This is a genomic window from Streptomyces sp. NPDC036813 (genome assembly GCF_055609245.1).
The window spans coordinates 92,403-112,810 of the sequence record NZ_JBVJPV010000016.1; the positions used below are offsets into that span (position 1 = coordinate 92,403).

At 71.2% G+C, this 20,408-nt stretch carries 17 protein-coding genes, 1 tRNA gene and 3 pseudogenes; 9 read left to right on the plus strand and 12 right to left on the minus strand.

Features of this window, described 5'->3' with window-relative positions:
* Positions 1-34: 34 nt before the first annotated feature.
* Both ACZ67Q_RS29655 and ACZ67Q_RS29660 read right to left on the minus strand, forming a co-directional pair.
* Positions 35-652, minus strand: a pseudogene (locus tag ACZ67Q_RS29655) (S41 family peptidase); the annotation flags it as partial.
* A 326-nt stretch (positions 653-978) separates the two neighbouring features.
* The gene (locus ACZ67Q_RS29660; protein ID WP_471188290.1) at positions 979-2,457 is read right to left on the minus strand and encodes an MFS transporter; all 1,479 of its coding nucleotides are present in this window, start codon (positions 2,455-2,457) and stop codon (positions 979-981) included.
* A gap of 243 nt (positions 2,458-2,700) precedes the next feature.
* Between ACZ67Q_RS29660 and ACZ67Q_RS29665 the strand changes: the two genes are divergently transcribed.
* Both ACZ67Q_RS29665 and ACZ67Q_RS29670 read left to right on the plus strand, forming a co-directional pair.
* Positions 2,701-3,645 (plus strand): helix-turn-helix domain-containing protein, encoded by a 945-nt coding sequence (locus tag ACZ67Q_RS29665; RefSeq protein WP_471188292.1) that lies wholly within the window; start codon positions 2,701-2,703, stop codon positions 3,643-3,645.
* A 189-nt stretch (positions 3,646-3,834) separates the two neighbouring features.
* Positions 3,835-5,886: a sensor histidine kinase gene (locus tag ACZ67Q_RS29670; RefSeq protein ID WP_471188295.1), complete on the plus strand. Its 2,052-nt coding sequence runs from the start codon at positions 3,835-3,837 to the stop codon at positions 5,884-5,886.
* A 69-nt stretch (positions 5,887-5,955) separates the two neighbouring features.
* Here ACZ67Q_RS29670 and ACZ67Q_RS29675 read toward each other — a convergent pair.
* A tRNA-Asp gene (locus ACZ67Q_RS29675) sits at positions 5,956-6,028 on the minus strand.
* A gap of 202 nt (positions 6,029-6,230) precedes the next feature.
* On the opposite strand from ACZ67Q_RS29675, the gene ACZ67Q_RS29680 reads away from it, so the two are divergent.
* Both ACZ67Q_RS29680 and ACZ67Q_RS29685 read left to right on the plus strand, forming a co-directional pair.
* A complete protein-coding gene (locus tag ACZ67Q_RS29680; RefSeq protein ID WP_471188297.1) occupies positions 6,231-6,602 on the plus strand; it encodes a hypothetical protein in 372 nt (123 codons plus the stop codon).
* Positions 6,603-6,778: 176 nt separating this feature from the next.
* Positions 6,779-6,913 (plus strand): annotated as a pseudogene (locus ACZ67Q_RS29685) (transposase); the annotation flags it as partial.
* Between the two features lie 49 nt (positions 6,914-6,962).
* Here ACZ67Q_RS29685 and ACZ67Q_RS29690 read toward each other — a convergent pair.
* Positions 6,963-7,571, minus strand: coding sequence for a response regulator transcription factor (locus ACZ67Q_RS29690; protein ID WP_471188300.1), 609 nt, complete (start codon positions 7,569-7,571; stop codon positions 6,963-6,965).
* Positions 7,572-7,693: 122 nt separating this feature from the next.
* On the opposite strand from ACZ67Q_RS29690, the gene ACZ67Q_RS29695 reads away from it, so the two are divergent.
* The 3 genes from ACZ67Q_RS29695 to ACZ67Q_RS29705 all read left to right on the plus strand — a co-directional run bounded on the left by ACZ67Q_RS29695 (position 7,694) and on the right by ACZ67Q_RS29705 (position 11,782).
* On the plus strand, positions 7,694-8,425 hold the full coding sequence (locus ACZ67Q_RS29695; RefSeq protein ID WP_471188303.1) for an ABC transporter ATP-binding protein: 732 nt from the start codon (positions 7,694-7,696) through the stop codon (positions 8,423-8,425).
* Positions 8,425-10,857, plus strand: a complete 2,433-nt coding sequence (locus ACZ67Q_RS29700; RefSeq protein WP_471188308.1) for an FtsX-like permease family protein — start codon at positions 8,425-8,427, stop codon at positions 10,855-10,857. Before ACZ67Q_RS29695 ends, ACZ67Q_RS29700 begins: the two co-directional genes overlap by 1 nt.
* 223 nt (positions 10,858-11,080) lie before the next feature.
* On the plus strand, positions 11,081-11,782 hold the full coding sequence (locus ACZ67Q_RS29705; RefSeq protein WP_471188310.1) for a bleomycin resistance protein: 702 nt from the start codon (positions 11,081-11,083) through the stop codon (positions 11,780-11,782).
* 131 nt (positions 11,783-11,913) lie between these two features.
* On the opposite strand, the gene ACZ67Q_RS29710 is transcribed toward ACZ67Q_RS29705, so the two are convergent.
* Both ACZ67Q_RS29710 and ACZ67Q_RS29715 read right to left on the minus strand, forming a co-directional pair.
* Positions 11,914-12,291: a hypothetical protein gene (locus ACZ67Q_RS29710; RefSeq protein WP_471188313.1), complete on the minus strand. Its 378-nt coding sequence runs from the start codon at positions 12,289-12,291 to the stop codon at positions 11,914-11,916.
* A complete protein-coding gene (locus tag ACZ67Q_RS29715; protein ID WP_471188315.1) occupies positions 12,291-12,878 on the minus strand; it encodes a MarR family winged helix-turn-helix transcriptional regulator in 588 nt (195 codons plus the stop codon). The genes ACZ67Q_RS29710 and ACZ67Q_RS29715 overlap by 1 nt, the downstream gene beginning before the upstream one ends.
* Positions 12,879-13,905: 1,027 nt before the next feature.
* Between ACZ67Q_RS29715 and ACZ67Q_RS29720 the strand changes: the two are divergent.
* Positions 13,906-14,460, plus strand: a pseudogene (locus tag ACZ67Q_RS29720) (DUF6817 domain-containing protein); the annotation flags it as partial.
* A gap of 470 nt (positions 14,461-14,930) precedes the next feature.
* Here ACZ67Q_RS29720 and ACZ67Q_RS29725 read toward each other — a convergent pair.
* The 6 genes from ACZ67Q_RS29725 to ACZ67Q_RS29750 form a co-directional block, all read right to left on the minus strand.
* Complete coding sequence (locus ACZ67Q_RS29725; protein WP_471188317.1) at positions 14,931-15,269, minus strand: DUF732 domain-containing protein; 339 nt, start codon at positions 15,267-15,269, stop codon at positions 14,931-14,933.
* A 129-nt stretch (positions 15,270-15,398) separates the two neighbouring features.
* Positions 15,399-15,536, minus strand: a complete 138-nt coding sequence (locus ACZ67Q_RS29730; protein ID WP_471188320.1) for a hypothetical protein — start codon at positions 15,534-15,536, stop codon at positions 15,399-15,401.
* A gap of 610 nt (positions 15,537-16,146) precedes the next feature.
* Positions 16,147-17,193, minus strand: a complete 1,047-nt coding sequence (locus ACZ67Q_RS29735; RefSeq protein WP_471188321.1) for a M4 family metallopeptidase — start codon at positions 17,191-17,193, stop codon at positions 16,147-16,149.
* Between the two features lie 163 nt (positions 17,194-17,356).
* Positions 17,357-17,929: an SMI1/KNR4 family protein gene (locus ACZ67Q_RS29740; RefSeq protein ID WP_471188324.1), complete on the minus strand. Its 573-nt coding sequence runs from the start codon at positions 17,927-17,929 to the stop codon at positions 17,357-17,359.
* 30 nt (positions 17,930-17,959) lie between these two features.
* A complete protein-coding gene (locus ACZ67Q_RS29745) occupies positions 17,960-18,514 on the minus strand; it encodes a PaaI family thioesterase (RefSeq protein ID WP_471188326.1) in 555 nt (184 codons plus the stop codon).
* Between the two features lie 173 nt (positions 18,515-18,687).
* Positions 18,688-18,987, minus strand: a complete 300-nt coding sequence (locus tag ACZ67Q_RS29750) for a putative quinol monooxygenase (protein ID WP_471188329.1) — start codon at positions 18,985-18,987, stop codon at positions 18,688-18,690.
* A 142-nt stretch (positions 18,988-19,129) separates the two neighbouring features.
* Between ACZ67Q_RS29750 and ACZ67Q_RS29755 the strand changes: the two genes are divergently transcribed.
* Positions 19,130-20,089 (plus strand): GlxA family transcriptional regulator, encoded by a 960-nt coding sequence (locus tag ACZ67Q_RS29755; RefSeq protein WP_471188333.1) that lies wholly within the window; start codon positions 19,130-19,132, stop codon positions 20,087-20,089.
* The last annotated feature ends 319 nt before the right edge of the window (positions 20,090-20,408 follow it).

The following is a 20,408-nucleotide window of genomic DNA, read 5'->3' on the forward strand; positions in this document are numbered from 1 at the left end:
TCCCCCAGCTCTCGCTGCTGCCGCAAGTCTGGGGTCAGCGACGGCGCAGTACGTCCACCGCGCGGTCGAACGCGGAGTCGCGTCCCTCGGCGAACTCCTCAAGTGTGAAGACCGGCTCGGCGACGTGGGGCGGGATGCCGGTGCCGTCGTAGGTGCGACCCGCGGCGTCGAGGAACTCCTCGTTGGGCAGCCAGGCGGTCATGCCGTTCGGCAGGTATCGGTGCATGACGTCGGAGAACAGGCCCTGGGTGGCCTGTCCGATCCGCACCGTCCGGCCCGGACGGGCCATCAGCGCCTGGGTGAAGGTCTCTCCGGCGCTGAATGTGGAGCCGCCGGTCAGGACGGCGACGGGCCCGGTGAAGCGGGGCGCGGGCGAGGGGAGGACCGGCACCGGCTCGGGCCGGGTGTGGCGGACGGGGTCGCGCGGGTCGTTGCGTACGCGCTTGGCGTAGGCGGTGTACGGCGTGTCCGTGAACCGTCCGGCCAGGTGGACGCCAAGGGCGTCGGAGCCGCCGCCGTTGACCCGCAGGTCGATGATCAGGCCGCGCAGGCAGTGGGCGCGGTCGGCGGTGAACACGGTGTCCAGGGCGGTGTCCAGCTCACGCAGCTGCGCGGCGTAGGAGCGGTCGTCGCCGGCGTAGCCCCCGAAGCCGACGGCGGTCGTCTGGTACTCCTGGAGGGTGTCGCCGTCGAGGACGACGAGGGTGCCGTAGCCGTCCGTCCGCCACACCCCGTCGGGGCGGGGTGCCGCGGGCTGTGCGGGGGCGGTGGACGCGGTAAACGCCAGAGCGAGCGCGGCGGCGCCGGCCGCGACGACAGTACGCACGATGGGGGTCCTCCCGTGGGTCGGTGATCACCCCACGGTGTCGGACCGGCCGGTGCCCGGACCATCCGGCTGCCAGGTGACCCAGGGTTGGGGCTCCCACCCCGTACCCGTAGTACTTCCGGGGTACGGCGAAGGCTCTGCCATTCACGGAGTCAGCCACGGGGCAGCAGGAGGCGGGAGAGGGCGGCGGTGACGAGGAGGAGGGCGGCGACAGCGAGGAGGCCGATGCGCATGCCCGGGAGGGAGAAGGTGCCGCCGGGGCCGGCGAGCAGGCTGCCGAAGAGGGCGACGGCGAGCGCACCGCCGGTCTGGCGGAGGGAGTTGAGCAGCCCTGACGCGGTCCCCGCGCGTTCCTGCGGGACGGCGTCCAACAGCAACGCGGTCAGCGCGGGCACCGCCAGCGCCCCACCGACGCTCAGCGGCAGCAGCAGTACGAGCACCAGCCACACCGGGGTGTGCGCGGCCAGCGGCAGCATGGCCAGCATCGCCCCGGTGAAGACCAGCTGCCCGGCGACGATCACCGGCCGCCGACCGATCCGCTCCGCCAGCCGCGGTGACACGAGGTTGGTCGCCGTCACCACCGCCGACATCGGGACGAACATCAGCCCGGCCGCGATCCCCGTCATCCCGCGCAGTTGTTGGTAGTACAGCCCGAGCAGGAAGATCCCGCCGTAGAAAGCGGCGTTGACGGCGAAGCCGACCGCGAGCGGGACGGCCACCCGGCGGTTCGTCAGCATGCCGAGCGGGACCATGGGCTGGCGGTGCCGGGCCTCCACCACGCGGAAGGCGTACCCGGACGCGAGGGCGAGCGCGGCGGCGGCCAGCACGGGGCCGCTGGTCCAGCCCAGGTGGCCGCCCTCGATCACCGCGAAGGCCAGCCCGGCCAGGGCCACCACGGCGGTGAGCTGTCCGCCGCCGTCCAGCGCGGCGGGCCGGCGCGGGGAGCGCGGGATCCGGACCACCAGGCCCAGGATCACCGCGCCCACGGGGAGGTTGAGGAGGAAGACGGTCCGCCAGCCGGCCGAGTCGGTGAGCAGACCGCCCAGCACGGGACCCGCGGCCATCGCCACCGATCCGCCGACCGTCCACAGCGCGATGGCGCGGGCGCGCGCCCGCGCGTCCTCATAGGCCTGCCGGATCAGCGCCAGCGAGGCCGGCATCACGACCGCGGCGGCGGCGCCCTGTGCCACGCGTGCGCCGACCAGCACGCCGATGCCGGGCGCGAGCGCGCAGCCGAGGGAGGCGAGGGTGAACAGGGCGACGCCCCAGACGTAGGCGCGGCGGGCACCGGCCCGGTCGGCGAGGGCGCCCGCGGAGAGCATCAGGGCCGCGAACATCAGGGTGTACGCGTCCACCACCCACTGCAGCCCGGTCATCCCGCCGCTGAGGGAGTCCCGGATCGCGGGCAGCGCGATGTTCACGGCCGAGACATCGATGGTGATCACTGTGAACCCGAGCAGCGAAGCGACCAGCGCGACGCCGCTCCGCCGCGGCACGGCGGGGGGCTCGGGGGGCGGAGCGGTTGCTCGGGCCCCGTCCGCCTGGCGCCGTCGGAGCACGGGCGCCGACGGCTCGTCGTCGTGCCCGTGGGGGGAGGCGGTGGACGAAGACGGGAGCGGGGTGGCAGGCATGGTGAACTCCTGGGCATGTGCACGTGAGGACTCATCGGAGAGGACAGGGCGGGCGGTCGCGGTGCGCCGGGGCCGCGGTCCGGTGTCTCGCACCCCCTGGGCTCCGGCGGTCGGACCGCCCGCTCCGGCATCAACTCTGCGCCCGCGCCAGCCCGCCCGGCAGACCGCGCTGTACCCGGGGTGTGGCGTTCCAGGCCCTGACACGGCCCCCCACGTTCCTTGACCGCCTGCGACAATGACCGGATGGCAGCAGCAGCGGATACGAGGGGCACGGAGCTCGGCCGGTACCTGAAGGCTCGCAGGGCGCAGGTTCGCCCCGAGGACGTCGGTCTCCCGGCCGGCGGGGGACTGCGCCGCACTCCCGGCCTGCGCCGTGAGGAGCTGGCCGCGCTGGCCGGGGTGAGCGTCGACTACTACATCCGCCTGGAGCGCGGCCGGGAGACCAACCCCTCCCCCGCCGTCGTGGACGCCCTCGGCCGCGCCCTGCGGCTGCGTGGCGACGGATACGAACGCCTGCACGAGCTCGCGGAACTGGCCTCGGGCCGGGTCTCGGAGTTGCCGGCGTCCTCCGACCACACCGTCCGGCACTCGGTGGTGCGCATGCTGGAGTCGGTACGCCCGCTGCCCGCGTATGTGGTGAGCCGGTACAACCGCGTCCTGGCCGCGAACCCGCCCGGCCGGCGACTGATGCCCGGGCTGTGGGACTGGCCGGAGAACCAGCGCAACCTGACCCGCTATCTCTTCCTCCACCCGGTCGGCCGGACGCTCTACGAGCCGTGGGAGGAAACGGTCGCGCTCTCGGTGGCGCATCTGCGCGCGGTCGCCGGGGCCGACCCGGACGACCCCGAGCTGACCGCACTCGTCGGCGAACTGGTGCTGAAGTCACCGGAATTCGCGCGGCTGTGGGAGCGGTACGACGTCTGCGAGCGCGGCGGCGGGCAGAAGTCCTTCCGGCATCCGAAGGCCGGACCGATGACCCTGACCTATGAGGTCATGCGACTGGCGCGGACGGGCGGCCAGCGGATGGTGGTCTACCAGGCGGCCCCCGGCACCCCGGACGAGAAGGCCATGCTCCGTCTGGAATCTGCGGACGCCCAGCCGGAGTCGGCGCCGTCGGACCATCAGGTGCCGGCGGCCGAGCCCTGCCCCACCCGTGTGCCCTCCCCGGCGCACGCCTCCGCCAACTGAGCCCGGGGCCACCCGGTGCGCTTCCACCCGACGCTCGTGCCGCCGTCGTGTAAGTCGCCGCCCGGGACGCGGTGCGGGGCGGTCACCCGCACCGGCAGGCCGGCATGGGAGTGGACGGGACCACGGGACCGGCATCCTCTGACGTACTATCCCCCGGGGTCGGTGGGGGCCGGCAGGCCGGGGGGCGTGGTGACGCGATCAGCAAGGGCGAGCACGGTGGTGGTGCTGGCCGCTTTCGCCGCCGCCCATGTGATCGGCGGATCCCTTCCGGCGGTCGGGGTCTTCGCCCTCCAGCTCTGCCACGTACTGCCCGCGCTGCGCCGCTTCCGCGGGCCGTGGCTCCTCCTAGCCCAGGCCGCCGTCGGGTACGCCGCGGTGCTCGCCTCGGGCACGTCCGTGGGGATTCTCGGCTTCCTCGGCGGCTCCCTGCTGCTGTACCGTCGGCCCTGGCCGCTCCTCGCGGCGCCGGTGGCGGTGAGCGCGCTCGTCCTCGGGTCCGTGGACGCGGCGATCACCATGGTGCTGACGGCCCTGGTGGTATACGGGCTGACGAGGCTGACCGAGCGCGCCGAGGCCGCGGACGCCGCCCGCGTGGCTGCTGTCGTGGCCGCCGTCGCCGAGGAGCGGCTTCGCATCGCCGCCGAACTCGGCGACGGACTGGGGCGGGGCCTCGCCGAGATAGGCAACGGTGCGCGCGCCGCGCTGGCCCGCCCGGACCGCGCGTCCGCCGTGCTCGCCGAGGTGACCGGCAAGGCGCGGAGCTGCCTCGCCTCCGCCCGTCAGTCGGCCGCCTCCTACCGCGCGATGTCCCTGGCGCCGGAGCTGACCACGGCGCGCGCCCTGCTGGACGCCGCCGGTATCCGGGCGCAGACACGCACAGGACACACCGAGCCGCTGGGCCCGTCCGGGGCGCTGCTCGCCCATGTGCTGCGCGAGGCGGTGACCGCAGTGGTCCAGCGGGGTGCCACCAGCTGCCGCATCGAGACGTACGCCGCTCACGGCCGGGTCGGTCTGCGCGTCGTCAGCGATTCGGCCCGGACCGCCGACGACGAGGTCCTCGGGGACGTACCGGCCCGCTTCGCCGAGGCCGGCGGCCGGGTGACCACCGGCCTCACCCCCGAGGGACGGCACTTCACCGAGGCGGTACTGCCGCAAGGGGCCCCTTCCGCAGCGGAACGGGCGGACGATCGGCAGGCGTACCGCTTGTCGCTCGCGCTGCTCACCGTCGTCCTGGCCGGGTTCTGCACCAAGGCCCTGCTGATGCTCGACCGGCCCCGACTGGCGCCCGCGGCGGCCGGGTTCGCCGTGATCGTCTACCTGCAGCTGTCCTCCGTGCAAGGCCGCCACCCCTACAAGCTCACGGTGATGACGCTGCTCGCGTTCCTTCCTGTGCCGGTGTTCGGGCAGGCGTGGCTGGGCGCCCCCGGGTTCGTCGCCGGGCCGCTGCTCCTCGCCCTGCCGTGGCGGGTGGCGTGGCCACTGGTGGCGGTGGTCGCGGGTACGGTGGCCGCGCTGGGGGTCCGCCTGGGGCTGTCGGCCGCGCTCACCGTCAACCACGCCGTGTCGACCGTGGTGACGGGCCTTGTGGTGTACGGGTTGCTGCGGCAGGCGCAGATCGTCCGGGAACTGCTTCTGGACGGGCACCGCCAGACCCGCGCGGCCGTGGTCGAGGAGCGCCTGCGAGCCGCCCGGGACCTGCACGACCTCCTGGGCCACAGCTTGGCGGCCATCCTGCTCAAGTGCGAGCTGGCCCGTCGGCTGCCACCGGAGCGGGCCCGTACGGAACTGGCCGACGTCCTGGCCATGACGGAGCGCGGTGAAGCGGATCTGCGGGCGGCCTCGGGCGGTGAGGTGCCGATGATGCTTTCCGCGGAGGCCGAGTCGGCGCGATCCGTGTTGGCGGCGGCCGGTATCGAGGCGAAGGTGCGCCTGGAGCACGGGGCGCTGGCGCCCGCGGCGGAGAGGGTGCTCAGCGCGGGGCTGCGGGAAGCCGTCACCAATGTGCTGCGGCACAGCTCCGCCACGCTCTGCGAGATGAGCACCCAGCCCGTATCCGGTGGCACGGTGCTGCGGGTCCGTAACGACGGGGTGTCGAGCCCCTCCGGCCGCCCCGGCTCGTCGGGCATCGGCAATCTGACGACGCGTCTGGCGGCCCTGGACGGCACGCTGAGAACCGCGACGGCGGACGGCTGGTACACGCTGGAGGCGTGGCTGCCTGGCGCAGCGCGGCAACCCCGGTGACCTGGGCAGGCAGGCCAGGGGCCGGCATGTGCGTGGTCGCTGGCTAAGCGTCCGCCCACGTCGAACATGCGCTTCAGACCGGATTCGAACCGGCGGCTACCCGCTCGACAGGCGGGCGCTCTGACCACTGAGCTGCTGAAGCATGCGGACCGTCTGCGTCGCCGTGCGCACCCTCCCCGTCGTCCTGGCCGCCCGCGCGCGAGTCACCCACCGAGGATTGCCCGGGGTCACCTGCGGTCCCGCCCACACGTGTCCCGAAAGCCACTGGTGTTGGGGTTCGAGCGCTGTGAATGTGTCTTCGCCCGGCTAACCGGGCTGTGCCGACTTCGGAGGGGATCCGCTTCATGCTGTCTCGCCGTACGTCCCTGAGATCCGCCGTCGCTGTCCTCGGCGTCGGTGCCGCGATTGTTCTGTCCTCGCCCGCGCCCGCTTTCGCCGCCAACGAGGGCGACCACTGGATCGCCACGCCGAACTGCGTTGCCGATCAAAAGATCGAACTGCACTACGTCAACGGTGGCTGGCATGATGAGCAGGAGCTGAACCCGACCGGGGCTCTTAGCGGCTGCGTGTTCAGCCTGAAGGACAACGGCACCACGATCTGGTCCTCGTCCGGTGCCGGCTCCGGCTGGTGGTACGACGGTCCAGGTCACTACATCTGCGCCTACATCACAGACGCCCGCGCCGGCGGAGTTACCGCCTCCGGCATCTGCAACTGAACCCACACCACAAGGCCGGTGGCACGAGGATTGCCCTGGGCAGTGTCCTGAGTAGTGGATCACGGTCGGGTGATACGTCGCCATGAACTGTCCGATACCGAGTGGGCGCCGGCGTGCGAGGGCCCCGGGTGCGGCCCTCGCACGTCCACGACCCCCGGTCTTCGACCTGCGACACCTACAAGTGGCGCAACATGGTGGAACGGTGCTTCAACAAGCTGAAGCAGTGGCGCGGCATCGCTACCCGGTACGACAAGACCACCGAGTCCTACCAAGCAGCCGTCACCCTCGCAGCCCTCCTGATGTGGGCGTGACATTTGACGACAGAACCTGGGGAGCCGACATGTGGCGGAGAAGCGGGCCCTAGATCCAGCCCGCCTCGGAGGAGATGCGGACCGCGTCCGTACGGTTGCGGGCGTTGAGTTTGGCGACGATCCCGGTCAGATAGTTGCGTACGGTGCCCGCCGAGAGATGCAGCTCCGCCGCGATCTCCGTGGCCTCCGCGCCCGCCGCCACCAGGCGCAGTACATCCGTCTCCCTGGACGTGAGCGGGTTGTCGGCGAGGTCCCAGGCGGTGACCGCGAGGGAAGGGTCGAGGACCCGGCCGCCCGCGGCGACCTCGCGGACGGCGGCCAGCAGGTCGTCGGGGGGTGCGGTCTTCAGGACGAAGCCGTGCACGTGTGCGGCGAGCGCCCGGCGCAGATGGCCGGGTTTGCCGTACGCGGTGAGCATCAGCAGACGGCAGCCGGGCACCTTCGCGGTGATCTGGGCCGCCGCGTCGAGGCCGTCCAGCTCGCCGGGCATGTCGATGTCGAGGACGGCCACGTCGGGCTGGTGGACCAGGGCCATGGAGAGCGCGGCCGCGCCCGAGTCGGCTTCGGCGACGATGTCGAGATCGTCCTCCAGACCGAGCAAGGTCGCCAGTGCGGTGCGGATGACGTGCTGGTCCTCGGCGAGCAGTACGCGTATCACCGTCGAAGATCCCCCTTTTGTCCTCGCGCAATGTACAGCAGTGTCCGGATCATGACGAGGTCATGGTCATTCCGGGACGAGGTCTGTGGGAGACGTCCTTCCTGGTCGGCAGTGTGGAACTCATGACGGACACAGTGCGGTTGGAAGCCGTGAGCAAGGTCTACGGCAAGGGGCAGGGCGCGGTGGCCGCCCTGCGTGAGGTGTCGGTGCGGATCCCTCGGGGTTCGTTCACCGCCGTGATGGGGCCCTCCGGTTCGGGCAAGAGCACGTTCCTGCATTGTGCGGCCGGGCTCGACACCCCGTCGTCGGGGTCGGTGCGGCTCGGCGACACGGAGTTGTCCGGCATGAACGAGACGAAGCTGACCGAACTGCGGCGCCGTCGTATCGGGTTCGTCTTCCAGTCCTTCAACCTGATCCCCGCCCTGGACGTCCTGGAGAACATCACTCTGCCGATGCGGCTCGCCGGCGCCCGCGTCGAACGTGCTTGGCTGGACGAGATCGTGGCCCGGGTCGGCCTCACGGGCCGCACCGGTCACCGGCCCGCCCAGCTCTCCGGTGGCCAGCAGCAGCGGGTGGCGATCGCGCGGGCCCTGATCACGCGTCCCGAGGTCGTCTTCGGTGACGAACCGACCGGCGCCCTGGACACCGTGACGGCGCGCGAGGTGCTGAAGTTGCTGCGCGGCGTGGCCGACGCCATGCATCAGACGGTGGTGATGGTGACGCACGACCCGATGGCGGCCGCGTACGCGGACACCGTGCTGTTCCTGGCCGACGGCCGGATCGTGGACGCGATGACGGACCCGACGGCGGACAAGGTCGCCGAGCGGATGACACGGCTGGGAGCGTGGACGTGATGATCGGTTTCGCTCTGAAGACGCTGCGCCACCGCAAGGCCGCCTTCGCGGGCGCCTTCGTCACCTTGCTGTGCGCCGCGGCGCTGATCACCGGCTGCGGAATGCTCCTGGAGACCGGGCTGCGTGGCACGGTGGCCCCCGAGCGGTACGCGGGCACGCCGGTCGTCGTCGCCGGGGACCAGTACGTGCACCAGACCGTCACCAAGTCGAAGGGGAAGACGAAGCACAAGGCCAAGCAGATCGCCGAACGGCGGTGGATCGACGCCTCGTTGGCCAGCGAACTGCGCGCTCTGCCCGGGGTCCGCGAAGTCGTGTCCGAGGTGACCTTCCCGGTCCACACCGCGGACGGGCGCGAGGCGCTCGGCCACGGCTGGGACTCGGCGGCCCTGACCCCGTTCACCCTGGCCGACGGGCGGGCCCCGAAGGGTGCGGACGAGGTCGTCGTGGACGCCGCGGCCGGGCAGCGGGTCGGATCGCGGATCGAGACGGTGACCTCGGCGGGACCGGCCGCGTACCGGGTCGTCGGCGTGACGGCGCAGCGCCTGCCCAGTCAGCGCACGCTGTTCTTCGCGCCCGCACAGGCGGCGCGACTGGCCGGGCGACCTGGTCAGGTCACCGCGATCGGGGTCTTCCCCAAGGTGGATGTCTCGAAGGTCCTGCGTCCCGGCGAGGTGCTCGCCTACGAGGGTGAGGTGCGTGGCAAGGCGGAGTTCTTCGACGCCGAGCAGGCGCGGATCAAGCTGATCAGCCTGGGCGGTGCCCTGGGCGGCACCGCGCTCCTCGTGGCGGTGCTGGTCGTGGTGGGCACGTTCGCCCTGTCCGTGCAGCAGCGGCAGCGGGAGATCGCCCTGCTGCGGGCCGTCGCGGCGACACCGAAGCAGCTGCGCCGCCTGCTGGGTGGCGAGGCGCTGCTCGTCGCCGCCGTCGCCTCGATGTGCGGCGCGGGCCTCGGGGTCGCTGTCGGATTCTGGCTGCGGTCGCGCTTTGTCGCTCTCGGGGCGCTGCCCGAGCAGTTGCAGCTTGTCGTCAGCCCGTTCCCGGCGGCGGCCGCCGTGCTGGCCACTCTGGTGGCGGCCTGGGCGGCGGCGCGGCTCACCGCCCGGCGCGCGGCGCGGATCCGGCCGGTCGAGGCGCTCGGCGAGGCGGCGCTGCCGACCGCGCGACTGCCGTGGACCCGGCTGGCGGGCGGAGCGGTGGCGTCGGCGGGAGCGGTGACGCTGACGCTCGTCCTGTCGACGCTGACGACGGAAGCGGCGTCCGGACCTCTGACCATGGTCACCGCGCTGCTGTGGACCGTCGCCGTGGCACTGCTCGGCCCGCTCCTGGTGCGAGCGGCCCTCGCACCGCTCGGTATCGTGCTGCGCACCTCACGCATCAGCGGCTACCTGGCCGCCGCCAACCTGCGCGGCCGCGCCCGCCGACTGGCCTCCGTGGTCGTCCCGTTGACTTTGATGATCGGAGTGACCTGCACGATCCTGTTCGTCCCGACGACGCTGGGCCACGCCGCACAGACAGAGGCGGCCGACGGCAACCGGGCCGACTACGTACTGGGCCCGCACGTCCCCGCCGTGTCCGCCGCGCGGCTGCGGAAACGTCACGGGGTGGTGGCGGTCACCGAAGTGCTGCACACATCGGTGCGGGTGGGCCTGACGAAGTACGGGGCGCAGGGGGTCACGCCGCGCGGCCTCGACCGGACCGTGGACCTCGCTGTCGTGTCGGGCTCCGTGGACCGGCTCGGGCCCGGCACCGTCGCCGTCAGCGAGAACGCGGCCGACCGCCTGGGTGTCGGCGTGGGCGGCAAGGTGAAGCTGACACTCGGCGACGGCACTCCGCTCGCCCTGCGTGTCATCGCGGTCTACGCCCGCGGTCTCGGCTTCGGTGAACTCACCCTGGACCACGACCTGATGGCCCGGCACGTGGACGATCCGACGGGCACGCTCCTCGTCACCGCGCCGGGATGGAGCCGTAGCGATGTGGCGGCGGCCGTCCCCGGGGCCGCGGTCCTCGACCGGGCACAGGCGGTCCAGCAGGCGGCGCCCGACGCCGAGGTCAACTACGTCGCGATGGGCCTGGTGATCGCCTTCACCGCGATCGCCGTGGTCAACACGCTCGCCATGTCGACCGCCGACCGCACCCGCGAACTGGCCCTGCTGCGCCTGGTCGGCACCACGCGGCGGCAGATCCTGCGCATGCTCCGCCTGGAGACCCTGACGGCGCTGACGATCGCGGCGGTACTCGGTACGGCCCTGTCGGCGGCCACTCTGACGGCGTTCAGCAGCGGGATGACCGGCACGGCCGCCCCGTACATCCCGCTCCCGGCCTACGCCACGGTACTCGCCGTGGCCGCCGGCCTGGCCCTCACGGCCACGGCGCTGCCGGCCCGGGTCGCGCTTCGGCAGCGGGCGGGGGAGGCGGTGGGCGGACGCGAGTGAGTTCGGGCTCGGGCCCGTCCGACACACGGTCCCGCAGGGAGATGGCCTTGCCCCGCCCCGGCGTTGACGAGGGTCACGCCGGCGGGGGCGAGCCTCTTCTCAGGTCGGTGCGGCAGCTGATCGAGTCCGTGAGCGACCCCCTCGAAGGGCAGCCGGACCTCGAACAACGCGAGGGACGGTCGGAACCGTCTGGCGGCTATTCAAATTTGACTACACTGTCGGTATGAGGGAGACGACCATCCCGATCCTGCCGTGCAGGACCATCCAGCAAGTTGTCGACTTCTACACCGTCCTCGGGTTCGCGGTGACCTTCCAGCAGAAGAGTCCCAACCCGTACGCGGTCGTGGAACTCGGTGGTATTCAGCTTCACTTCTTCGCGTTGAAGGGGTACGAGCCGGCCGAGTCGTACAGCACCTGCCTTGTCCGCACCGATGACGTCGACGGACTGCACGAGGCCTTCCGCACCCGGCTCAAGGCGGCGTACGGAAGGATCCCCACGCGAGGGCTGCCGCGCATCGGGCCGCTCAGGGACACGTCCTTCGGTACGCGGCAGTTCCTTGTGACCGATCCGGGTGGCAACTGCCTGCGCATCGGGCAGCCGACCAGCCGGGACCAGCGCCACCGGCCCGCACCCGCGGAACCGTTTGCCCGAGCCCTCCATCACGCCTCTTTGTTCGCGGACTCCAAGGACGACCCCGAAGGTGCCGCGAAGATCATCGATCGGGCGCTCCGCAGGGAAGACGAGCAGCCCACGCCCGTGCAGTTGCTTCGGCTGCTGGTGCTGCGTGCGGATGTCGCCGGGCGACTCGACGACGAGGACACCGCCAGGGTCGCGCTCAGCCGAGCCATCGCCATCCAGCTCACCGACCAGGAGAAGGAGTCGGTCCGTGACGACCTCCGGCGCCTGGGAGAGCTGCGGGCCTGATCCCCCGTTGTGGGCCACTCATGAAGGCGGCGTCGGATACCCGCATCCTCCTTGTGCGATCGGCGAGTACGCCTCGACGAGGATCTGCCGGCCCGTGCAGTAGTGGGCGACCGAGACCGTCGGCCACGCTGTCAGGACGGGTTGGCTGCCTGCATGATCGCGTGCCAGGGGGTGGCGTCGAAGATCAGACGGATGGTGTCGATCCGGCCGTCGGTGAGCTGGAAGTTTTCGGCCGTGCGTTGAGTACCGATGGCCGGGACGGAAGTGTGGACGTCGTAGATCAAGGTCGCTTCGGTCTCGCCGTACAGTTCGCTGACCAGATCGACGCCGGTGACGATTCCCAGGAACGCGCCCAGGCCGCTGAGGTGCTGGTGCGTGCTGTCGGAGGTCAGCAGGGGGCTTCGGAAGTGGAAGGGGTCGCTGAGGGTTCGCGCGGCGGCCGGGATGTCCCCCGCGAACCGGGCTTGGTGGTAGGCGCGGACGGTGGTGCGTGTCGTGGCCGTCGTCATCAGGGGTTGGTCCCTTCTTGGCTGGCAGCGAGGTGCGTGGCGATGCGCTGCTGGTTGTGAACAAGCCGGAGGCACAGGTGGCGGAGCTGGTGGAGTTCGGTGTCGGTGAATCCGTGGAACAGCGCCGCCATCGCCCGCTGTGTCGGTGTCCGGAACTCCTCCAGCCATGTCAGGCCGGCCGGGGTGATGCGCACGAGGATGGACCGGCGATCACCGGGGTCGGGATCGCGTCGGACGAGCCCTTCGCGTTCGAGTGTGTCGACCAGACCGGTGGCATTACGGGGCGTCATGCCCGCGGAACGGGCGAGGTCGCCGAGATTCGCACCGGCTTCGCCGAGTGTGCGCAGCCGGATCAGGACATCGCTGGCTCCCGCGCTGAGACCACGGCCCTCCGCTCCATGGGCCCGGAGCCGCTCAACGGACCTGTGCGCGGCGCGAGCCGCGGCCGCCGCCTCCAGGCGCAGGGTGTCGCCCCCCGCCGTGAACTGCAGCATGGCGTCGCGCACTTGAGGGTCGTAGAGCAACCCGTCCGGATCCTGGGCGAGAGATTCGAGATTATTTACCTGCTTCACAATGAAGTGATACATGATCAGATCATGTACGGTCAACACGCCGAGGTGGACCCCCGATCACACCCGTCCCGGTCCCTGCAGACCGGGTCCGCAGCCGGCAGAACCTCGGCTGGCGGCGGCAAAACGGATTGAAGGGCTGATGATCAAGCTGATGGCTTTTCGGTCGACCGTGACACCGTCCGAGGAGGTGCGACCCATGAACGCTGTACCGATGTGGGTGCTCCCCCTTGCTGTCACGGCCGGCGATTGACGTGGTTGTCGCTGGGAGCACCTTCCCCTTGAGGCACTCTCGAAAGGCAACTGCCATGAACACTCTGCTCTTTACCGCCGAGTCCGTCGCCGACGGCATCGTCGAGCGCGACTTCACCGTCAACGGCGTCCCCGGTGTCCTGCGGTCTCCCGAGTCCTGCGCGGACCGTGCGCCGCTGGTCCTCCAGGCCCACGGGGGGGCAACCACAAGAAGCACCCCGCGATGCGGGGCCGGGCCAGGCATCTCGTGCACGGCTGCGGCTACCACGTGGCCGTCCTCGACGCGCCCGGTCGAGGCGGCCGGCCGCGCAGAGCACGACGGGCGGCAGGTCGCCGCGCTGTTCGCGCCCCGGCCGCCGGCGAGCCGGAGGGCCCGATCGTGGTCCGCTACGACGACCACCTCGCCAAGCTCGCCGTGCCCGAGTACCTTGCGCTGCTGGACGCCCTTCAGCAGCTCCCGGAAATCGGAAGCGACGGGCCGATCGGTTTCTGGGGTATCAACATGGGCACCGCGATCGGCGTGCCGTTCGTGGCCGCCGAGCCCCGGATCACGGCCGCGGTCTTCGGCCAGCACTGGCCGCACGTGCTGGCCGTTTACGCGGAGCAGATCACTGTCCCGATCGAGTTCGACCTGCAGTGGGACGACGAGCACATCTCCCGCGATGAGGGCTTCGCGCTGTTCGACGCCTTCGCCTCGGCGGAGAAGTCGTTGCATGTGAACTCGGGCAGGCACAAGGAGCTGCCCCGGTTCGAGGTCGACAGCGCGGTCCGGTTCTTCGCCCGGCATCTGGGTTGTTATCTGCGGGGGCTGATGCTGGACGGCCGGCGCAAGTCGGTCCAGCCGATGGCCGAGCGGCTGCCGGACGGCAACATGCAGGCTTTGCAGCAGTTCGTGAACCAGTCGCCGTGGGATCCGCTGCCGGTCAGGCTGCGGGTCCCACGGCGACTGTGCCATGCCGCCTACGGCACCGACGGATTCGACCAGCCCCTGCTCAGGACGACCGAACGCGCCACTCTGGCCGACCTCATCGGCGAGCACGCCGAGGCGCTGGTCCACCTCTACGGCAGCTGCGACCGGGCAGCCGTATATCCCCTCCTCGGCGGGGACGCTCCGGTGGTCTTCCGCGACCGCTTCACCGGAGACGAGCACACCCCCTCCGACACCGACCTGCGTGCCTTCGTGGAGATCACCGCCGCCAACGAACTCGACGTCCTCGCGCACAACGAGGACCTGGCCGCCCGCTACGGCACCGCCCTGTACGGCCTGTTCACCCGGTCGCGCGACCTGCTCTCCTGCGCGGCATGGGCCGCCTGCACCCGCCAGCTCGGGCCCGCCGCCCGCCGGTAGGCCACGCCGTGGCTGCACGTCACAGGCACCGGCCCGCCGGCGCAGAGCGTCCCGGACAGCGAGCGGACCGTCGACTTCCCCCAGAGCTTCCTCGGCATGGAACCGGTGACGTTCGAGGACGGCCGCCGCGTCCTGACGTTCGGCAACAACAAGACCCATCTGCAGGGGCCGAGCGTGGACTCCGTCCTCGGCGATCCAGCGTTCCACCTGCCCGAACCCTCCAGCCCGGCGGCCGACCGGCCGCCGGGCCCGCGGCGTGACAACGCTGTTCGTCGCATCGGCGGGCAGCTGACAAGCCGTACTACGCCCACCAGGTCGTCGCACCCACGACCAACAGTCGAGACGGCTTGGGACAGCGCAGCGGGTCAACGACGCCGACGAGTCCATGAAATACCCCGGCCCGAACGCGCCCCTGCCATGCGGTGACGGTGACGCGCCCGTCCTGCCGCGCTCTCCGGCATCTGGGACAGTCAGGCCGCCGGCAGCTTTCCAGCCTGGTCCGGGCAGTACACCTGCACCGCCGCCGACACCAAGGCCGCCGCCTCCTTGGCTTCGAAGTTGTGGAAGATGGCGTACTGCATCGCGTCGCCGTACGAGCTGCCTTTCAGCGTCACGCAGATTTCGGTCCCGGTCGAACCGAGAGTGTCGGCGAGCTGATCCGTCTCCATGTCTCCCAAGCCGTAGGGGTCGGCGGCCGCGACCGCGTCGGCGTACTTCTTGTCGTCGGCGGACGGCCCGCTCGACGAGCAGCCGACGAGCAGAAGCCCGGCGAGCAGGGCGCCCGCCGCGCTGGTGATCTTTCGTGTCATGGTGTCATCATCGCCGCCCCGATGATCACGCTGTTAGTGGCGTGATGGATCTGTGACGACTCCGACCCGGTCAGGGGCGGGACGGGGGGTGGGTCGCTGTGGCTTGGCGGCCGACTGTCATCGACGCGGTTACCTGGGACGATACCGAAGAGCGGCCCCGAACCCGACGATGAGGAGGACGCCGATGCCGCCGAGCCACAGGGCCACGCTGAGAAGGTCGTTCGCCGCTGCGTAGACGGCGATGACGACAACGAGGACGCTGGCCAAGAGACCAGTCCACAAGGAAACGGTGGCTACGGACCTCCCCCCTTGCACCCGACCCTCGGCGCCCAGCCATTCACCGCCGTCCGGAGCAGTACCCATCATCTCGCCTTCCGCTAAAGGCTGTACCGGAATGATCATGGAGTTCGGGACAGAGCTCCCCGATGGGCTGAGGGCGAGCTCAGCTCATGGCATGGGAAGTACCCAGATGTCGGGCGAAGTCGGCGAGAGCACGGAAGTCATCCTCGAGCAGGCCGATTCGCGGCCCACGCGAAGGGGCGGCCCTTGGTGTTCCTCGGAGGGACCGCCGTCTTGGGGCACTCTGAGGGTGGTGTAACCGGCGGGCGCTTCTCAGGCCTTTTCCGCGTAGGGGCCGAGGGGCCCCGTGCACGTCGGGGAACAGTAGTGGTCGGCTCGACGCGGGCGCAGGCCGACAGCACGTCTCTCGGCCGAGCGGCGTACAGCAGGGCACGGCTGTCCACGGTGGTGGATCCCTCGGCAGTCAGGCCGGTGAGGCAACGGTTCTCGACCGCCCTGTGACCCCGGCCCAGGCACTGTGCGGGCTCGTCGTCCCGCTCCGGAGGCGGCGGATCTGCCGCCTCCGGTACGTCGTGTGTCAGGCGACGCCGGGGATGCCACGGGCCTGGAATGCGGCGCGGACCGCGTCTGCCGCGCTCTTGCCGTACATCTTCTGCGCCGTCGCGACCGTCGTGTTCGCGGCCGCCGCGAAGCTGGTGTCGGGGGCGAAGCCGAACTGGGCGTTGACGATGATCCGGTCGGCGACGCGCGCGCCGAGGGCGGTACGGATGTCGAACAGCGCGCGGGACCAGATCTCGCCGTCCGCGTGGACCTCACCGACCCGGTCCGCGTACGTCTTGTCGGAGTCGATCCGGCGCAGACAGTGCGGGGCGTCGCTGTACATGACGGAGTCCCAGTCGGCGACGCAGGCGACGTCGGTCTTCACCGGCCAGCCGTAGCGTGCGGCGGCGTGCTGGCCGACGGCGACGGCGAGATAGTCGCCGAAGGCCTCGCCGATGGAGCCGGCCTCCAGGGAGGTGCCGAAGCCGGGTACCTGGGCGTTGTGCACGGCGTGACCGTACTCGTGCACGATGACCTCGGCGTCCTCGGCGTCGTCCACGCCGCCCTTGCCGAAGCGGATCTCCGCCTTCTTGTCGCTGAAGAAAGAGTTGTCGGCGCCCCATTGGTTGATACGAACCGGCTGGACACGGTCGTTGGCGCCGGGCAGTTCGCTGCCGAATCCGAGGCCCTGCAGGTACTCCTGGGCCTCGTTGACCCAGAAGTACGCCATGACCTGCTCGAACTGGTCGTCGTGCCGGTTGTACGAGGTGGCGTCGGCGACCCGCGCGGAGGCACCGGTGTCGGAACGGACCGATGCCCAGCGGCCGGAGAGGCCGCCGCTGCCGTCCAGGTTGCGCAGCGCGACGGTCGCGTAGGCGGTGGCGGGAACGGCGTCGGCGGCGTCCTTGTCGTCGGTGAGGGTCTGGTCGCCCGACGACTGGACGGGGTTGACCATGAAGACACGGGCCTGCGGGGCGGGCACCACGGGGGCGGTCCCCACGGCGGAGGCCGAGGCGGCCGTCATGAGCAGGGCCACGGTGGCGGTGGCCCCCGCGAGCAGACCGCGGGGTGTGCGGTGAGCCATGTACATCCTCCGGTTGCGGATGGCGTGGATGCGGCGGTGCGGAGTGGGCGTGATCTTCGCGCACCGCCCGGCTTTTGAACAGGTCCGTGACCAAAAACCCTTGAAGGAGCGCATCACGGTCCGAACCTCGGCGTCGGTGCCGCGGCCCCGCAGCTGCGGGTGATCACCGTGCCTTGATCGGGATGCGGCCTGGGCTCGCCAGCCAATCGGTGTACCAGGAGCGGAAGCCGGGGCTCACCGGTACGAAACCGCCCCAGTCCGGGTCGATCTGCCAGATCTCTCCTGCGCGCGGGCCGTTCAGGATGAGCCGGGTGTACATGCCGCAGCCCTGTTCGGCCAGCATGAGCGTCCCCGGGGTCACATCGGCGGGTGTCCCGATCGGGCCGGGCAGGGGTTCGGTGAGGGGAAACGGCCCGGCGAGGCGGCCCGGCGACCGGTCTGCCTCCCACTCGTCGTCCGCAGCCCACTCGTCGCCGGCCTCCGGGCGGGGGACGGTCAACGGCATCAGGCCGTGCCCGGGCCCGGCCGGCCCATCGCCGACCTGCGCGACGAAGGACCGGTACTCCACCGGCAGAGCGATGCCGTGAGACTCCTCGAAGGCCCGGATCTCCCTCTCCGGGAGCCGCGGCGCCATCGCGTACCGATGCGTGCGCGCCCCGAATCGCCTGCGCTCCGGATCCTGAGCGGCCATCTCACCTACCCGTGCCCGGATGCCGTCCCCGTCCCAGTTCGCCATTCAGCGACCGTAACAACGTGTGCGGGGGAATCAGACGGGGGCGGGCATCGGGAACACGGCGCAGGTGGCCGTCCCGTGCGCGTACAGCTTGCCGTCCGCGGACCCGGTGATCCGTGCCTGAGCCGTCGCGGTCGTACGGCCGACATGGACTGCCCTGCCCTCGCAGCGCAGTGTCGGCGTGGTGGCCGACACGGGCCTGACGAGGTTCACGCCGAGCTGGACGGTCGTGTACAGGCGGTAGGCCGGCAGCGAGGTGAGCACAGCGGTGCCGAGCGCGGAGTCGAGGAGGGTGGCCATGAAGCCTCCATGCACCGAGCCCATCGGGTTGAACAGGTGCTCCCCGGGCTCGCCCTCGAAGACGGCGAACCCCTCGTCGACCTGAACGAGACGAAAGCCGAGCGTCCCGCAGATCGGTGCTTCGGGCAGGCGTCCGTCCAGGCTCATCCGGGCCAGCTCCAGCCCGGTACGGTCACCGGCTGCCGCGTAGGCCGCCGGTGTTTGCCAGGTGTGGGTGCGTGAGCGGGACCCTGCGGGCCGCGGCCCTGCGGCTGCTTCGTGGTCGGTGAGAGTGGGCTGCTGCGTCATGGGGCTGTCCTTCGTCTGCGGCCCCGTCGGCGGGGGCCGGTGGCAGGTGGGCGGTGGCGGGCCGCGGGCCGCGGATCGCGGATCGCGGATCGCGGATCGCGGGTCACGGGTCACGGGTGGGCGGCACGCGCAGGCCGCGCGCCGCCCGGTGAAGAAATCGCGAGTGGCCGCGGTCACGGGAGCTTGAGCGCGAGGACGTCGACCGGGCGAATGTCCGGAGCTGCGCTGAGCATGCTCTCCGCGGCCTGCGCCAGCGCCGCGGCGATCCTGCCTTGCAGGTGTGACTCGCGGCCCTGTTCGTCGTCGAAGGTGTCGAAGACTCCGAAGGTGGTGGCGCTCTGGCGGAATGCGAACCAGGTGACCGTCCCCTCCTCCTGCTGCGCGATCTCCAGCGCGTCGCGCAGCAGGTCCTCGACCTTGTCGGCGTACTCGGGCCTGGCCTGGATCCGGGCCAGCAGTCCGAGCTTCGTCATGGTGACTCCCGTGGTGTGGTGCTCGCGAAGGGGACGCGGTGCCGGTGCGGGTACCGCGTCCGCCGTCCGGACACCGCAAATCTAGGTCGGCCGCCTCCCCTCCCCCAGTGTCGGATGCGACGTATTCGATATCGTTCCCGACATGCGTGTGGCAGTGCTGGTCTACGACGGTGTGTTCGACTCCGGACTCGCCGCACTCCTCGATGTCCTCGACGGGGCGAACGCGATGCGGGGAGAGCTTCCCGAACCCCCGCCCGCCTGGTCGGTCACCACGATCGGCTTCCGTCGGCGGGTCCGCACCGGCGCCGGCCACCTCGTCGAGACGGTTCCGGTACGCGCGGCACAGGACGTCGATCTGTTGCTGGTGCCCGCCCTGGCCGAGCGGCGGCCCGACGCCCTGATCGGGCGGGTCTCCGGCCCCGACACCACGAGCGTGCGGCGGCTGGTCGCCGCCGCCCGCGAGCGCGGCACTCCCGTCGCCTCCGCCTGCACGGGCACCTTCCTGCTGGCCGAGTCAGGCGTGCTCGACGGACACCGGGCCACGACGAGCTGGTGGCTCGCGCCCTACTTCCGCAAGCGCTACCCAGCGGTGACGGTCGATGAGACCCGCATGGTCACCACCTCGGACGGCATCACTACGGCCGGCGCCGCATTCGGCCATGTGGATCTGGCGCTGGCGATCGTACGGATGACGAGTCCCGCCCTGGCCGACCTTGTCGCCCGCTACCTCGTCGTCGATGAGCGGCCCTCCCAGGCGGCGTACACCATCTCGGCGGCGCTCGCCCAAAGCGACCCCACGCTGGCGGCCTTCGAGCGTTGGGCCCGCACGCACCTGGATCAGCCCCTCTCCATCGCCGACGGCGCGCGAGCGATCGGTGTCAGCGAACGCACCCTGCAGCGGGCCGTGCGCCGCACCCTCGGCACGTCACCGGTCGGCTTCGTCCAAGACCTGCGCGTCGAGCGCGCCGCCCACCTGCTGCGCAGCACAGACCTGCCGCTGGAAGCCATCGCTCGCAAGGTCGGCTACGAGCACGCCAACACACTGCGCGTACTGCTCCGCGAACGCACGGGCGAGACGGCCGGTGCGCTGCGACGCCGATGAGGTCTCCGCCCGCCTCATGAGGGGGATGTCCTATGAGGTTGCGTCCGGACCCGTGAGCGTCGGGGGCACGCCGGCGCGAACGCGCAGGTACGCCAGCCTGTGATGCAAGGGCTGCACTGGCCCGGTACGGCGGCCGCCAGGACCGTCTCGGCGGGCGCGCCGTCAATTCCAGCCGACGCGGTCGTTCCAGAACTCGCTCCATACGTGGTCGTCGAACCCGATCACGAACAAGTCGAGGTTCCCAGAGGCGCGCGAGACCGCGGCCAACTGCTGCGTCGTACGGTCGAACACCGCCCCACCCGGCAGCGGGAAGAAATGA

Coding starts and splice junctions, on each gene's coding strand:
- ACZ67Q_RS29755 (WP_471188333.1), top strand. CDS start 19,130: ATGCGTGTGGCAGTGCTGGTCTACGACGGTGTGTTCGACTCCGGACTC.
- ACZ67Q_RS29680 (WP_471188297.1), top strand. CDS start 6,231: ATGCTGTCTCGCCGTACGTCCCTGAGATCCGCCGTCGCTGTCCTCGGC.
- ACZ67Q_RS29660 (WP_471188290.1), bottom strand. CDS start 2,457: ATGCCTGCCACCCCGCTCCCGTCTTCGTCCACCGCCTCCCCCCACGGG.
- ACZ67Q_RS29725 (WP_471188317.1), bottom strand. CDS start 15,269: ATGACACGAAAGATCACCAGCGCGGCGGGCGCCCTGCTCGCCGGGCTT.
- ACZ67Q_RS29700 (WP_471188308.1), top strand. CDS start 8,425: ATGATCGGTTTCGCTCTGAAGACGCTGCGCCACCGCAAGGCCGCCTTC.
- ACZ67Q_RS29665 (WP_471188292.1), top strand. CDS start 2,701: ATGGCAGCAGCAGCGGATACGAGGGGCACGGAGCTCGGCCGGTACCTG.
- ACZ67Q_RS29715 (WP_471188315.1), bottom strand. CDS start 12,878: ATGTATCACTTCATTGTGAAGCAGGTAAATAATCTCGAATCTCTCGCC.
- ACZ67Q_RS29745 (WP_471188326.1), bottom strand. CDS start 18,514: ATGACGCAGCAGCCCACTCTCACCGACCACGAAGCAGCCGCAGGGCCG.
- ACZ67Q_RS29740 (WP_471188324.1), bottom strand. CDS start 17,929: ATGGCGAACTGGGACGGGGACGGCATCCGGGCACGGGTAGGTGAGATG.
- ACZ67Q_RS29735 (WP_471188321.1), bottom strand. CDS start 17,193: ATGGCTCACCGCACACCCCGCGGTCTGCTCGCGGGGGCCACCGCCACC.
- ACZ67Q_RS29695 (WP_471188303.1), top strand. CDS start 7,694: ATGACGGACACAGTGCGGTTGGAAGCCGTGAGCAAGGTCTACGGCAAG.
- ACZ67Q_RS29705 (WP_471188310.1), top strand. CDS start 11,081: ATGAGGGAGACGACCATCCCGATCCTGCCGTGCAGGACCATCCAGCAA.
- ACZ67Q_RS29750 (WP_471188329.1), bottom strand. CDS start 18,987: ATGACGAAGCTCGGACTGCTGGCCCGGATCCAGGCCAGGCCCGAGTAC.
- ACZ67Q_RS29710 (WP_471188313.1), bottom strand. CDS start 12,291: ATGACGACGGCCACGACACGCACCACCGTCCGCGCCTACCACCAAGCC.